Annotated in this window: 11 protein-coding genes and 1 pseudogene; 9 read left to right on the top strand and 3 right to left on the bottom strand. The window is 74.1% G+C overall.

Translation table 11 applies throughout. The annotated features are described in order from the left end of the window. From FM076_RS30240 to FM076_RS30230, 3 genes and pseudogenes are all read left to right on the top strand, one after another. A pseudogene (locus FM076_RS30240) lies at nucleotides 1–693 on the top strand (MFS transporter); the annotation flags it as partial. Between the two features lie 63 nt (nucleotides 694–756). Then, nucleotides 757–1,146 (top strand): tautomerase family protein, encoded by a 390-nt coding sequence (locus FM076_RS30235; protein WP_173874015.1) that lies wholly within the window; start codon nucleotides 757–759, stop codon nucleotides 1,144–1,146. A 71-nt stretch (nucleotides 1,147–1,217) separates the two neighbouring features. Continuing rightward, on the top strand, nucleotides 1,218–1,472 hold the full coding sequence (locus FM076_RS30230) for a DUF6332 family protein (protein WP_173874014.1): 255 nt from the start codon (nucleotides 1,218–1,220) through the stop codon (nucleotides 1,470–1,472). Between the two features lie 21 nt (nucleotides 1,473–1,493). Here FM076_RS30230 and FM076_RS30225 read toward each other — a convergent pair whose 3' ends face one another. The 3 genes from FM076_RS30225 to FM076_RS30215 all read right to left on the bottom strand — a co-directional run bounded on the left by FM076_RS30225 (nucleotide 1,494) and on the right by FM076_RS30215 (nucleotide 6,789). After that, a complete protein-coding gene (locus FM076_RS30225) occupies nucleotides 1,494–2,978 on the bottom strand; it encodes a lanthionine synthetase C family protein (RefSeq protein WP_173874013.1) in 1,485 nt (494 codons plus the stop codon). Nucleotides 2,979–3,213: 235 nt separating this feature from the next. Beyond that, complete coding sequence (locus FM076_RS30220) at nucleotides 3,214–6,429, bottom strand: thiopeptide-type bacteriocin biosynthesis protein (protein WP_207730279.1); 3,216 nt, start codon at nucleotides 6,427–6,429, stop codon at nucleotides 3,214–3,216. A 195-nt stretch (nucleotides 6,430–6,624) separates the two neighbouring features. Continuing rightward, nucleotides 6,625–6,789 (bottom strand): hypothetical protein, encoded by a 165-nt coding sequence (locus FM076_RS30215; protein WP_173874011.1) that lies wholly within the window; start codon nucleotides 6,787–6,789, stop codon nucleotides 6,625–6,627. Nucleotides 6,790–7,318: 529 nt separating this feature from the next. On the opposite strand from FM076_RS30215, the gene FM076_RS30210 reads away from it, so the two are divergent. The 6 genes from FM076_RS30210 (at nucleotide 7,319) to FM076_RS30185 (ending at nucleotide 14,381) form a co-directional block, all read left to right on the top strand. Beyond that, nucleotides 7,319–8,440 (top strand): ROK family transcriptional regulator, encoded by a 1,122-nt coding sequence (locus tag FM076_RS30210; protein ID WP_173874010.1) that lies wholly within the window; start codon nucleotides 7,319–7,321, stop codon nucleotides 8,438–8,440. A 287-nt stretch (nucleotides 8,441–8,727) separates the two neighbouring features. Further along, nucleotides 8,728–10,074 carry an ABC transporter substrate-binding protein gene (locus FM076_RS30205; RefSeq protein ID WP_173874009.1) on the top strand — a complete coding sequence of 449 codons (1,347 nt, stop codon included), beginning with the start codon at nucleotides 8,728–8,730 and terminating at the stop codon, nucleotides 10,072–10,074. A gap of 10 nt (nucleotides 10,075–10,084) precedes the next feature. Next, on the top strand, nucleotides 10,085–11,086 hold the full coding sequence (locus FM076_RS30200; protein WP_173874008.1) for a carbohydrate ABC transporter permease: 1,002 nt from the start codon (nucleotides 10,085–10,087) through the stop codon (nucleotides 11,084–11,086). A gap of 4 nt (nucleotides 11,087–11,090) precedes the next feature. Then, nucleotides 11,091–12,026 (top strand): carbohydrate ABC transporter permease, encoded by a 936-nt coding sequence (locus tag FM076_RS30195; protein ID WP_173874007.1) that lies wholly within the window; start codon nucleotides 11,091–11,093, stop codon nucleotides 12,024–12,026. Nucleotides 12,027–12,030: 4 nt separating this feature from the next. Further along, nucleotides 12,031–13,296, top strand: a complete 1,266-nt coding sequence (locus FM076_RS30190; protein WP_173874006.1) for a 6-phospho-beta-glucosidase — start codon at nucleotides 12,031–12,033, stop codon at nucleotides 13,294–13,296. Further along, the gene (locus tag FM076_RS30185) at nucleotides 13,287–14,381 is read left to right on the top strand and encodes an N-acetylglucosamine kinase (RefSeq protein WP_345945334.1); all 1,095 of its coding nucleotides are present in this window, start codon (nucleotides 13,287–13,289) and stop codon (nucleotides 14,379–14,381) included. Before FM076_RS30190 ends, FM076_RS30185 begins: the two co-directional genes overlap by 10 nt. The last annotated feature ends 12 nt before the right edge of the window (nucleotides 14,382–14,393 follow it).

The raw sequence follows: 14,393 nt of genomic DNA, 5'->3' as shown, positions 1-14,393 counted from the left end.
GTCCTCCTCGGCTTCCTCACCCAGCTCCCGCGCCGCACCGCACCGGAGCCGGCGCTGCCGCTGCGCTCCCAACTCGCGATCCTGGCGCGCCCCGCCGTCTCCCTCGGGCTGGCGGCGAACGTGGTGCTGATGTCCGGCTCCATGATGCTGCTGACCTACCTGGCGCCGTTCACGGACCGGCTCGCGTCCGCCGACGCGGGCGCGCGCGGGCTGCTCTTCGCCGTCTCCGGGCTCGCGGGCATGGCCGGTATCTGGGGAGGCGGACTGGCCACCGACCGCTGGGGGCCGGACCGCACCCTGGCGGCCGGCGTCGGGCTGTTCGTGCTGACGATGGCGGCGCTGACGGCACTGTGGGCGGCACGGCCGGTGCAGGTCGCCCTGCTGCTTCCCGTCGTGGCGGTGTGGGGCGGCGCGGCGTTCTGGAACTCCCCCGCCGTGCAGGCGCGCCTGCATCTGCTGGCCGGACCGGTCGCCGCCCAGGCGCTGGCGATGAACACCTCCGGCACCTATCTGGGTGTCGCGGTCGGTGGCGCGGCGGGCGGCGCGGTGCTGGAGGCGGCCGGGCCCGGCCCGCTGCCCGTGGTGGCAGGTGCGGCCGGAATCGCGGCGCTGGGCCTGTTCCTGCTGGCCGCCGGCCGGCGCGGCGGGGCTCGCCGGCCGGCGGAGGAGCGGGCCGGTGAGGCCGCGGCCTGAAGCGGAGAGCCCTCCCCTGTTACTGTACCTACTAGTATGTACGCAACGGAGGGGGACCCCACCATGCCATTCGTCCGTATCGACGCCCTCCGGGCCGACAGCGACCGGCTCGACGCGCTCGGCCGCGCCGTGCACGAGGCCCTGGTCGAGACGCTCGGCATCCCGCCCGACGACCACTTCCAGGTGCTGGTCGGTCACGACGGCAGCACCGGCACCCTGCGCCACGGCACCTATCCGGGCGTGCGGCGCGACGACGGCATCGTGTACGTCGCGATCACCATGCGCTCCGGCCGCACCACCGCCCAGAAGCAGGCGCTCTACCGGCGCATCGCCGAACTCGCCCACGCCTACGCCGGGACGGAACCGCGCAACATGTTCGTCACCGTCACCGAGAACACCTCGGCCGACTGGTCCCTGGGCGAGGGGCTCGCGCAGTACGTCACCGCGCCGTAGCCGGCGGGGGCGCCGTCGGCCCGGCCGCCGCGCACTGGGCAACGAGCCCGCGGGGCTGCGAGGATACGGCCATGGACCGGGGGCGGGAAGTGCGGTGGGAGAAGGACGCGGCAACGGTCGAGACCATGTACGCGCTGGTCACCGCGACGCTGCTGGGCGGCGCCGTCCTCGCCCTGCTGGCCGCGCCCGCCCTGCGGTGGTCCCTGCCGCCGGGAGCCGAGAACGCCTTCCGCGCCACCGGATGCGTGGCCGGTGCCGTGGTCGCCCTCGCCCGCGTGGTGACGGTACTGCGCCGCTTCGACCGGCAGCGGCGGCAGGGCACCTGACACCGGATCGGCGTCGCCACCTCAGTTCAGCAGCAACAGCGTGTCCCAGCCGCTGACGGAGGGCCGGTCGGTGGCGTAGGCGTGGAGGGCGAGCGCGATGCCCGCGGCGCCGTCGAGGAAACCGGGCATGTCGAGCAGCAGGTCGGCGGCCGGCTGGTGGTAGCGGTACCCGAAGGGGGCCCCGGCATCGAAGCCGTCCAGCAGCCGTGCGGCCACCTCGTCGGCCGCGGTACGGAACCCGGCCCCGGGGTGGGCGAGTTCCCACAGCTTGAGCTGGTACAGGACGCCCGACCAGCCATGGCACAACGCGTGGTCGTCGATGCCCCACCCCTCGGCGGGCCGGCGGAGCATGGCCGCCACGGCCTCCAGTCCGGCCCGCGTCCACTCCGGGCGGTCGAGCGCGCGGCCCGCCATCTCCAGCGCGCGGGCGGTACCGGTGGCGCCGTAGCACCACGAGGGCCGCGCGGGCCGCGGGGTCCCGTGCCCGTGCCGGTCGGCGTAGTAGCGAAGGGGGACGTACGGGGTCCAGTACGGCCCGGCCTCGTCGTACTCGCGCCACTCCAGCAGCCACTCGGCCATGGCGGTGATCGCCTCCGCCTGCCCCGCCACCCGGAAACCCTCGCTCCAGGCCAGCGACAGCAGCCCCAGCGGGCCCGGAACGCCGTGCGCCAGACCGAAGTTGGCCTGGCCGTCGGCGAACTCCTCCGCGACCCGGGTGCGACTGGTGGCCCCGTACCACCAGCCGGGAACCTCGGCTCCCGCGACGTGGAGCGGGGTGCGCAGGTCCGCCAGCGAGGACAGGGCGGCCCGCAGCGCGGCCTCGTTCGTCTCCCCCGCCTCCCCGGCCTGCCCGTGCCCCGCCCGCCGGTGCAGCAGATGGCGGGCGACCCCGCTCAGTCCGCTGAGGACGTCCACGACGGCCGGGTAGGTCGGCAGACCCGCCTGCCGCGTCGAGGCGTGCAGGGCCGCGAGGTGGTGGGCGTACTCGGCCATGCGGGAGTCGGTGCGCCGCAGCAGCGAGGCGTACTCGCCCTCGCGCACGGCGGCCACGCGCACCGCGCCGGCCCGCGCGCCCAGCCCGGCGAAGGCACCGCGGACCGGCTGCTTCGCGGTCGCCTCCGCGCTGAGCCGAAGGAAGCGGTGCGCGGTCGCACGGTGCACGTCGGGGTCCTGCGGCGCGTACCGCCCCTCCCCGCTCGCGCCCAACTCGGCGTGGAGCAGCGCCAGCGCGGGATAGCCGCGGTTGAGGGAGCCCGGTTCCCACAGCGGCGAGCGGCTCTCGTCGGCCTCGGCATGGGTGCCGCCGGCCACGGTGGCGGCCACCACCGCCTCCGGGTCACCGAGCCTGGCGGCGATCTCGGCGACGGTCCGCGCGGCGGCCCGGCGCAGTTCCGTGCGGGTCCGGCCGTCTGTCGCCGGCCCCGCGCCCGCCGGGCCCCGGGCCCCGCCGTCGGAGGTGCTCCCGTCCGCTGATGCCGCCGCACCCCGGGCCGCCGTCCCTGTCATCAGACCTCCCCGCCCACGCCGGCTGTGGCCTTGGCCGCGGTCCTGCTCCGGTGCGGGTGCGCGCCCGCGCCCATGTCCGCGCCCGTGTCCTGCTCCGCGCCCGCGCCTCCGGCAGCGCGCGGACTTCCGGCCGCACGGCCTCCGCCGCCGCGCTGCCCGTCGTTCCCGCAGCCCCCGCCGTTCCCGTGCGGTGCGCCCTTCGCACACCGGTGTGCGCGCGCGTACTGTTCGCCGTTCACGTGTGCTGAGCCCTTCCGGCGAACCTCTTCACGAGGCCGCGCAGGATGCCGTAGGAGCGCCGCTCGGCGGCCGGGTCCATGCCGAGCAGCCGGTTGGCGTGCATGTGCAGGAGGGCCGCGACGGCCGCTCCGCGCTCGGGCGAGGGTCCTTGCGCGGTGCCGACGCCCAGCGCCTTTCCGTACGCCCGTGCCGCCTCGGCCAGCGCGGCGCGCTCCGTGGCGGTTTCAGGGTCGGCGGCGTACTCGTCGACGAGCCCGAGTGCTGCGCGGCGGCGTGCCGCGGGGATCTCGTTCTGCACGTCGGCGGGGTAGGCCGCCAGCACCCAGCCCCACCAGTCCCAGTCACCGAGCGCGGCGAGCAGCGCGGCGTGGTCGAGGGCGGCGAGCGTGTCGGCGGGCATCGCCAGGCCGCCCCGGGCCCGCGCGGCGAGATGGGCCGTCACCAGGCGGCTGTCGGCGTGGAAGAGCCGCTCCGCCCAGGGCAGCGCCTCGGGGCCGCCGTACCGTTCCGTCTCCGGCTCGTAGGTGTCCAGCACCAGTTTGCGGATCACGCCGTCCGCCGCGGCGTCGCCCGCCCACTCGTGCAGGGCGGGGAGCACCCGTTCCCGTACGGCGGCCGGTTCACCGTGCAGGCGCAGCCGCAGGTGCGGGCCGGGGTCCGCGTAGCGGAGGAAGAACCAGCGGTCCACCTCCGGGCCGACGCGCTCCAGGAGAGGGGGCAGGTCCCGCACCAGCAGCGGGTCGAGCCGGTCGCGGGCCGCGTACAGCTTGGCGTACAGCCAGGCGCCGCCCGGCACGTGCCGCGCGCGGGAGGCCGCGGGGCGGGGCGCCCTCGGCACGGCCGGACGGGGACGGGTGGGCAGGAGCGGGACGACGACCTCGGTGGCGTGCCCGTCGGACCAGCCCAGACCGGCGGGGTCGGCCAGCGGTGACTCCTGCACCAGCGGCACCGCACCTCCCACGAACTGGGTGCGCAGCACCTGCTGGTGCGCCGGGGCGGTGACGTCCAGGTCCAGATGGTGGTCGAGCACGCTCACCCGGAGCACCGTGGGCACCGCGCAGCGGGCCCGCCACTGCTCCAGCGCGCGCAGCCACTCCTTGCCGTCGAGCGCGGGGTCCCGCAGTTCGGGCGGCGGGCGCCAGCGCGCGGGCGCCAGGATCGTCCGCCCGTACCGCACCCGGGGCAGGCGGGGCAGCGCGTCCAGTCTGCTCCACTGCCACGGCGCCCAGGGCCGCAGTCCGCTCATGCCCACACCGGCCAGGAAGCGGGCAGCGTTGGGGGCCTCGGTGGCGATGTTCAGCATGCTGGGGCGCAGGATCGTCACCTCGCGCCCGGTGGACTCCTGGACGAGGAAGAGCCGCTCGCGGGTGGCGCCCACGGCGAGATCGTCCAGTGCGACGGTGCTGCCCGGGGCGTCCTCGGGGACCGGGAAGCAGCCGGCTGCGACGGTGCGGGCGGCGAGCCGGGGTACGCGGGCGACGTTGCCCGAGCGGGCGTGGCGCGGCTGGAAGAAGAGCTGGACCGGGAGCGGGGCCTCCTCCCGCGGGGCCCCGCGCGGCGCGCCGCGGTTCGCGGCGGGAACGTCGTGCAGGGCCGCCAGTTCCCGTTCGACTCCGAGCAGTTGGGCGAAGCGGCCGGCCATCGCGCCGGCGGTGTAGGAGCCGTTCGCCACCAGCAGCCGGAAGTCTCCGGCCTCCAGGGCCGCGACCGAGCGGGCGAGCGGCTGCACGCACAGGTCCAGCGTTCCGGGCGGCGGCCCGGGCTCCGTGTCCCGGAGCGGGGCGAGCCGGTCGAGCAGCGCCTGGTCCAGGACGAGTTCGCCGCCGGGCCCGCCGGCCAGCACCTCGTGCACGGCCTGGCCGAGCGCCTCGTCACGGTCCGCCGGGTACGCCACGGCGGGTGCGGGCCCCGCCGCGCGGTCCCCGGCCGGCACCCGGTAGCCGGCGGGCGGCCCCAGGCCCAGGTGCGGGTCCAGCAATTCCCTGACGGCGACCGGCCGGTCGGTGCCGTACCGGTCCAGGAAGGCGCGGTGGTACTCGGCCAGTTGCGGGTAGTGCCCCTCGTCGGGGGCCAGCCGCCACAGCGCCCCGGCCGCGCGTGCCGCCTCCTCCCGCACCGCGTCCGGCAGCAGCAGGTCGGCATCCACGCGCAGGTCCACGTGGACGGGCGGCCGGGTACCGGTCTCCCGCGTGCCGGTGGCGCCGCGCACCTCGTGCGGCACCGCGAGCACCTGCCGCCACTGCTCCCGTCCGGTGCCGGGCGCGGCGGCGGAGTACGCCTCCAGCGTGGTGGCCAGCCGGCGCAGCCCCGCGACCACGTCCGGCGGGCACTGCGCCGGTGCGCCGTCCTTCGGCTCCGGGCCGTCCGGACCGTCCGGGCGCCGAGGTGCCGCCTCGGCCAGCCGGGCGTTGACGGCGCCGAGGTGGTCGGGCAGGTCCTGGCGGGCGGCGACGTCGGTGAGCAGCACCTCGCGGTCGATCAGTCCGACGAGCAGCCGCTCCACGTCCTCCCGGCGTGCCTCGGGAAACCGCTCGCACACGGCGGCACGCAGCGCGGCGAACGGCAGCGGCCGGCGCGCGGCCTCCACCGCGGCCCGGACGACGGGGCCGTACTGGAGCGTCATTTCGTGCGGAACGGGCGCGTCCGCGGGCTCGTCCCGCCCCGCGCGCACATACGGCAGGACGAGCCGGTCCCGCCGGACGCCGCACAGGTTGTTCGCCGCGACCAGCAGCACGTCCCGCACGGCGGGGTCGTGGTGCAGCCGCCGTACGACATCGTCCAGCCAGCCGGCGTCGGGGCGCGCCCACTTGCGGTGCGCGGTGCCGATCCGCACCGAGGTCCGCGCTCCGAACCGGGCCGTGCCCACGCCGGCCAGCAGGCCGAACGGGGTGGGGCGGCCGGTCATGCGCAGCACGTAGCGGGTGACGGCGAGCGCGGCACGGCGCAGCCTGGCCACCGGGGGCGGCGTGCCGTCCTCGATCCTGGCGAGGGTGCCGGCCAGTGACGTGCTCGATACGTCGAGGGCTTCCCTGACGACGGGGTCCGCGGTCAGGTCCCGCAGGTAGCCGGCGAGCCGGGCGGTCTCTTCCGCCTCGTCCCCGGCGGGGCCGGCCAGGCCGTATCCGGTCCCTTCGAGGGTGCGTACGGCGCTGGGATGGCCGACGGGCAGCGCCGCCATCCTGACGACTCCGAAGCCCGCTGCTTCGAACACCGGTTCCGGTGGCTCGTCCACCGGTCTCGACTGCGACACCGCTTCCCCCGTTCGCTCGCCCGGCCCGTCCCTGTCACGGGCCGCCGCCCGCCCCTCGGCCCGGGCCGGGGGCGCGGCGGCGGTCGCGCTGCGGTCGTTCAGTGGCGCGGGGACCGGAGCGGCGGCAGCCGCGCCGGTCCCCCTGCCGGTGTGTGCTCAGCAGCAGGGCACGCACATGGCGACACCGACGGCGTAGGTGTTGACCGTGGTCGGGGTCAGGGCGGCGTTCTCGTCGAGTTCCCGGGCGGCCTCGGGGTGCACGGCCTCCCGCTCGGTCGATTCCACGAGTTCCACATCGAGATCGAACAGCGTGCTGGGCATATCGGACCTCCCGTTGTGACGTACGCGAGCGAGTGCCCTCATTGATGAAGACACGTCACGATAAGTGCGGCCTCTGACGGAGAGCAATGGTTCGTAAGTGAGCAGGATTGCCTTCCAGCGCCCGAAGTGGGCCGAGCTGCGAGGGAGTTGAGGGAGCCGGCAGTGACGGCGAGGGCTCGCGCCCTCCGGCGTCCCCGCGAGCCACACCGGTGGAACGGCCCGCCCCTGTCCCACCCGGCGGCGGCCGACGTGAGACCCGGGGCCTCCTGGGCACGCCCCGGCCGGGCAGGCGGTGCGGCCTTCCGCGGATCACGGCTCGGTTGCGTCCCGCACGAAGCATTGACGTACCCGTCGCCCAAGCTCTAGGTTCCCGCCATCGATAGGAAACTTTCCTAACGAACGACGCCACCCGTGCACCGGCGCCCGGGTGGCCCGGACGGACGGGGCACCCACCTTGGCCACACACGCCGACCCGAGCGGCATACCGGGAACCGCGGGCACTCCCGGCACACCGCGTGTGCTCCGCGCGATGAACGACCGTGCGGCACTCGACCTGCTGGTGGCCCACGGACCGCTCACCCGCACCCGGATCAGCGAACTGACCGGGCTGTCGAAGCCCACGGCGTCCCAGCTGCTGGGCCGCCTCGCGGACATGGGGCTCGTCCGGACCCGCAGCAAGGAGCGGGGCAAGCCCGGACCGAGCGCGCTGCTGTACGAGATCGAACCCTCGGCCGCCCATGTCGCGGCGCTGTCCGCCGACCCGCAGGGCGTCTCGGCCGCCGTCGCCGACATCACCGGCACGGTCGTCGGCCGGGCCCGCGTGGAAGCGGACGCCGTGGCCGAGGACGTACGGCACCGCACCGCCCAGCTCGTCAAGGAAGCCGTGGACAGCGCGCTGCGGGACGCCGGACTGGGGCCGCACGAGCCGCCGCACACCACCGTCATCGGCACGCCGGGCGCCATCGACCCGCGCTCGGGCGAACTGCGCTACGCCCCGCATCTGCCCGGCTGGCACTCGCGTACGCTCCGCGCCGAGCTGGCCGAGGTCCTGGGCACCCCCGTCACGATCGAGAACGACGTGAACCTCGCGGCCATGGCCGAACAGCACGAGGGCGCCGCCCAGGACCACGACAACTTCGCCCTCGTCTGGGTGGACGACGGAACGGGCGCCGCCATCGTCGTGGACGGCACTCTGCTGCGCGGGGCGACCGGCGGCGCCGGCGAGATCGGCTACATGCCGCTGCCGGGCGCACCGCTGGCCCGGGGCGGCCCTGGCGCCTACGCCGCGGCGGACGCCGGCGGCGGGTTCCAGAGCCTCGTCTCGGTCCCCGCGGTCCGCGACCTCGCGGGGGGCAGGGCGCTCGCCGACGCGCTGGCCGACGCCTCGGTGCGCGAGGAGACCGCACGTCGGCTGGCGGCCGGGATCGCCGCCGTCGTCGCGGTCGTGGACCCCGAACTCGTCGTCCTGTCGGGCGCCGTACCGCAGACGGGCGGCGAGGAGCTGCGAAAGCTGGTCGAGCGCGAGCTGACCGGGCTGGCGCTGCCCCGCCCGCTGCTGCGGCTGAGCGATCTGGACGGCGACCCGATCCTGACCGGCGCCCTGCTGTCGGCCCTGGCACAGGCACGCGACGAGGTCTTCGACACCGCGTGATCCGGACCGGGTGACTCGGGTCGGTGACCCGGACCGGTGGCCCGGGTCGGATGACTCGGCTCGGTGACTCGGCTCGGGTGACCCGGACCGGGTTACTGGGGTCGGATCACCCGGTCCACGTGACCGGGGTGGGCCCGGACCGGTCCCGACCGTCCCCGCCCCTCCCTGTCCCCATCCCCGCTCCCCCTGTTCGGTCTCCCCTCCCTCCACGTCCTCCAGACGTCTTCTCCCGCACCTCCCTTCCCCCGCCTCCCTCCCCCTGCCCTTCCGTGAACGAAGGAGTTCCCATGCCGCCTCCGCGTCTGCGTCCGCGGCTGCGCGCCTGGCCGGTCGTGCTGCTCGCCGTCGGGCTGCTGGTGTCCGGCTGCGCCAATCCGAGCGTCGGCAGCGCCGACGACGACCCCGACGCCCCCGTCACGCTCAAGTTCTGGCACGGCTGGTCGGAGCCGGGCGAGGTGAAGGCGATCGACAGGAGCATCGCGCGCTTCGAGGAACTGCACCCCAACATCCGCGTCGAGGTGACCGGGAACGTCAACGACGCCACCGTCAACCAGGCGCTGCGGGCGGGCGGTGACAAGGCGCCCGACGTGGTGTCCTCGTTCACCACCAACAACGTGGGCCAGTACTGCGACTCGGGGATGTGGGCGGACCTGGACCCGTTCCTCGACAAGAGCGGCATCGACAAGAAGAAGGTCTTCCCGCGCACGCTGCTGGACTACACGCGGTACGAGCGCACCCAGTGCGCCCTGCCGCTGCTGGCCGACGCGTTCGGCCTCTACTACAACAAGGACGCCTTCGCCGAGGCCGGGATCAAGCGTCCGCCGCGCACCATGTCGGAGTTCACAAAGGTCGCGGCCAAGCTCACCAAGCGCGAGGGCGGCCGGGTCGAGCGGGCCGGTTTCATGCCGAACTTCCGGCTGTACCAGAACAGTCCGGACCGGATGTTCGCGCAGTGGGGACCGCGCTACTTCGACGGGAAGGGCAGGGCACGGCTGGCGAAGGAGCCGCGCACCCGGCAGTTCTTCCGCGCGATGAGGAAGCTGTCCGACGCGCAGGGCGGCTACCGGGCGCTGGAGCGGCTGCGGCAGGGCTTCGGCGACGAGATGTCCAAGCAGAGCGGTTTCATGACCGGCAAGCTCGCCATGCACCTGGACGGTGAGTGGCGCGGGCTGATGCTGAAGGAGGCGAAGCCGGACTTCGCGTGGGGGGTGGCACCGCTGCCGGTCCCCGACGACCAGGCGGACGCCTACGGGCGCGGCTACCTGACGGGCACGGTCGCCGGGATCGCGCACAGCAGCAAGCACCAGAACGCGGCGTGGGAGCTGCTGAAGTTCCTCACCACCGACACCGACCAGGTGGTGTCGTTCGCGAACGCGATCCACAACATCCCCTCCACGAAGGCGGCGCTCAACTCGCCGGAGCTGGACGCCGACCCGGACTTCCGCACCTTCCTGCGGATCGCGAAGAACCCGCACAGCCAGGCGCTGCCGCCCTCCACCACGGGGGGCCAGTACGTGACGGCCTTCCAGGACTTCTCCTACTCGGTGGAGGCGGGGAAGGCCGGCGACCTGGAGGTGGGACTGCGCGCACTCGACCGGCAGATCGACGCCGACACCCTCCAGGCCAAGAACTAGGAGCCCGGCCATGGCACTCTCCCTCACCCCCGGTACCCGGCCGGGTACGTCCGGCCGGACGGCCGCCGGCCCGGACGCGCGGCTGCGCCGCAGGAAGCGGACCCGGGACAGGCTGCGCACGCTCGGCTTCCTGTCGCCCTGGATCGTGGGGTTCTCGGTCTTCTTCGGCTACCCCCTGCTGGCGACCGTCTACTTCTCGTTCATGCACTACAACCAGATCAAGCAGCCGGAGTTCGTCGGGCTGCGGAACTGGTCGTACGTGTTCACGCAGATGCCCCTGTTCGGGCCGGCGCTGTGGAACACGCTGTGGCTGGTCGTGGTGATGGTGGCGCTGCGGGTGGTGTTCGGCATCGGTATCGGGCTGCTGGTGACGAAGCTCAAGAGCGGCGTCGGATTCTTCCGTACCGCCTTCTACGTGCCCTACCTGGCCCCGCCGGTCGCGGCGACGGTCGCCTTCGTCTTCCTGCTCAACCCGGCGACCGGTCCGGTCAACGAGATCCTGTCCGCCGTCGGCGTCGAGGGGCCGAACTGGTTCAACGACCCGGCCTGGTCCAAGCCGTCGCTGGTGCTGCTCTCGCTGTGGGGCATCGGGGACCTGATGGTCATCTTCATGGCGGCCCTGCTGGACGTGCCCAAGGAGCAGTACGAGGCCGCCGAGCTGGACGGCGCCGGGGCATGGGCCAGGTTCCGCTACGTGACCTGGCCGAACATCACGCCGATCGTGATGTTCGCCGTCGTGACCGGTGTGGTGCAGACGATGCAGTACTACACGCAGGCGCTCGTGGCCGGAAAGCTGGCGTCCGGCGTGACGATCGGCCCGGGCACGGTCATCCAGCCCGGCTACCCCGACCACTCGACGATCACCGTGCCGCAGCTCGTCTACCAGCTGGGCTTCCAGAACTTCAACACCGGTGCCGCCTGCGTGCTCTCGCTCGTGCTGTTCGCGATCGCCATGGCCGTCACCGTCCTGCTCATGCGCCGCAAGAGCGGCCTGCTGTCGGCGGAGGACTGACCAGATGACGACCCCGACATCCCCGGCGGCCACGCTGCCGCCGTCCGCCTCACGGCCCGTCCGGGCGGCCCGTACCCCCGCGCCCCGCTCCTCGGCGGCGGGCCGGAAGGCGCGCCGCACCCGTGTGCTGCACTGGATCGCCGTGCACTCCGTGGCTCTCGCCCTGGCGCTGGCGTTCGTGCTGCCGTTCGTCTTCGTCTTCCTCACCTCGGTGATGAGCGACGGGCAGGCCATGAGCGGCGAGCTGTGGCCGGCCTCCTGGCACTGGGAGAACTACGCGAAGGTCTTCCGCACCCCGGGCTTCCTGGAGTGGTGGCGCAACTCGCTGATGTACGCGCTGCTGGGCACGCTGTTCACCGTGTGCTCGTCCATACCGGTGGCGTACGCGCTGGCCAAGTTCCGCTTCCGCGGCAGGCGGACGGCGATGCTGCTGGTCATCTCCACGATGATGCTGCCGCCCCAGGTGATCGTCATGCCGATGTACCTGGTGTGGGCGCAGCAGTTCCATCTCTCGGGAACCCTGTGGCCGCTGATCATCCCGATGGCGTTCGGCGACGCGTACTCGATCTTCCTGCTGCGGCAGTTCCTGCTGACCATCCCGAAGGAGTACATCGAGTCGGCCCGGGTGGACGGCTGCGGCGAGGTGCGCACCCTGCTGCGCATCATCGTGCCGATGGCCAGGCCCGGCATCGCCGCCGTCGCGCTCTTCCAGTTCTTCTACTGCTGGAACGACTACTTCGGCCCGCAGATCTACGCCGCGCAGAACCCGGGCGCCTGGACGCTGAGTTACGGGCTCGAATCGTTCAAGTCCGCGCACAGTGTGGACTGGAACCTGACGATGGCGGCCACATTGCTGATCATGGCGCCGGTCATCCTCGTCTTCTTCTTCGCACAGAAGGCCTTCGTCGAAGGCGTCACCCTCACCGGAGTAAAGGGCTGAACACATGAAGCTCGCAGTGGTCGGCGGAGGCTCGACCTACACCCCCGAACTCATCGACGGCTTCGCACGGCTGCGCGAGGTGCTCCCGATCGAGGAGCTGGTCCTGATCGATCCGGCGACCGAACGGCTGGAGCTGGTCGGCGGTCTGGCCCGGCGCATCTTCGCCCAGCAGGGCCACCCCGGCACCGTCACCACCACGGCCGGCCTGGACGCGGGCATCGACGGCGCGGACGCGGTGCTCCTCCAGCTGCGCGTGGGCGGCCAGACCGCCCGGAACCAGGACGAGACCTGGCCCCTGGAGTGCGGCTGCGTCGGCCAGGAGACCACCGGCGCCGGCGGCCTGGCCAAGGCGCTGCGCACCGTCCCGGTCGTCCTCGACATCGCCGAGCGGGTCCGCCGCGGCAACCCGGACGCCTGGATCATCGACTTCACCAACCCGGTCGGCATCGTCACCCGCGCCCTGCTCACCGCCGGGCACAAGGCGGTCGGCCTGTGCAACGTGGCCATCGGCTTCCAGCGCAAGTTCGCCAGGCTGCTCGGCGTCGCACCCGCCGAGGTCCACCTCGACCACGTCGGGCTCAACCACCTCACCTGGGAGCTGGGCGTACGGCTGGGCGGCCCGGACGGCACCGACGTGCTGCCCCAGCTGCTCGCCGGGCACGGCGACGCCGTCGCCGACGACCTGCACCTGCCCCACGCCCTGGTGGACCGCCTCGGCGTCGTCCCGTCCTACTACCTGCGCTACTACTACGCGCACGACGCCGTGGTGCGCGACCAGCGCGAGAAGCCCACACGGGCCGCCGAGGTCGCGGCGCTGGAGAAGCAGCTGCTCCAGCTGTACGCCGACCCGGCCCTCGACACCAAGCCGGAGCTGCTGGCCCGGCGCGGCGGCGCCTACTACTCGGAGGCCGCGGTCGACCTGGCGGCGTCCCTGCTGGGCGGGGGCGGCAGCCCCCACCAGGCGGTCAACACCCTCAACAACGGCACGCTCCCCTTCCTGCCCGACGACGCCGTGATCGAGACGCAGGCCCGCATCGGCCGGGACGGCGCCCACCCGCTGCCGGTCCCCTCCCTCGACCCGCAGTTCACCGGGCTGATCGCCCATGTGGCCGCGTACGAGGACCTCGCCCTGCGCGCCGCGCTGCACGGCGGTCGCGACCGCGTCTTCAAGGCGCTGCTCGCCCACCCCCTCGTCGGCCAGATCGAGTACGCGGAGCAGCTGACCGACCGGCTCCTCGCGCACAACAAGGAGCACCTGGCGTGGGCCTGAGCGAACCACTGTCCGCGGCCGTCCTCGCGATCGACGCGGGCAACAGCAAGACGGACGTGGCCCTGCTCGCCGCCGACGGCACCGTGCTCGGCACGGGCCGCGGCGGCGGCTTCCGTCCTTCGGCCGTCGGCGTGGGGCCCGCCGTGGACGTCCTCGCCGAGGCCGTCGTCCGGGCGCACGCCGCGGCCGGTACCGTCCGTGGGCCCGCCGGGGCGCACGGCCCGCTGCCGCCGGTGCGCCAGGTGATGGCGTGCCTGGCGAACGCCGATCTCCCCGTCGAGGAGGAGCGGTTGGCCGCCGCCCTCACCGATCGCGGCTGGGGCGGTGCCGTCACGGTGCACAACGACACCTTCGCCGTGCTGCGCGCCGGACTGGCCTCGCTCGGCGGCGGCGCGGCACCGCGCGGGGTCGCCGTCGTCTGCGGCGCGGGCATCAACTGCGCCGGCATGCTGCCGGACGGCCGCACCGCCCGCTTCCCCGCCCTGGGCCGGCTCTCCGGCGACTGGGGCGGCGGTGGCGGGCTCGCGGACGAGGCGCTGTGGCACGCCGCGCGGGCCGAGGACGGCCGGGGCGGGCCCACCCGGCTGCGCACCGCGCTGCCCGCGCACTTCGGACTGGACTCGATGTCCGCGCTGATCGAGGCGCTGCACCTGGGCGACATCCCCTACGCGCGGCGGCTCGAACTGACGCCGGTGCTCTTCACGGTGGCCGCCCAGGGCGACGCCGTCGCGCGTTCCCTGGTGGCGCGGATGGCCGAGGAGGTCGTCACCATGGCGGTGGTGGCGCTGCGTCGGCTGGAGCTGCTGGAGGAAGAGGTTCCCGTTCTGCTCGGCGGCGGCATCCTCGCCGCCGGCCACCCTCTCCTCGACGACCGCGTCGCACAGCTCCTGAGCGAACGGGCGCCCCGCGCGGTGCCCCACGTCGTCCGGGCCCGCCCGGTCCTGGGCGCCGCTCTGCTGGGCCTGGACGCGCTGGGTGCCCCGCTCGACGCGCACGAGAGGGCGCGCCGGTACTTCGAGCCGGACCCGGCCGGGGCGCGGGGCGTCACCGGTCCGCTGCCCACGGCGGCGTCCGGAGGCCGGTGAGTTCGCGATCCC

The sequence above is a fragment of the Streptomyces albus subsp. chlorinus genome (genome assembly GCF_013302895.1).
Taxonomy (GTDB): domain Bacteria; phylum Actinomycetota; class Actinomycetes; order Streptomycetales; family Streptomycetaceae; genus Streptomyces; species Streptomyces chlorinus.
This window is presented reverse-complemented; position numbering and strand designations above follow the sequence as displayed.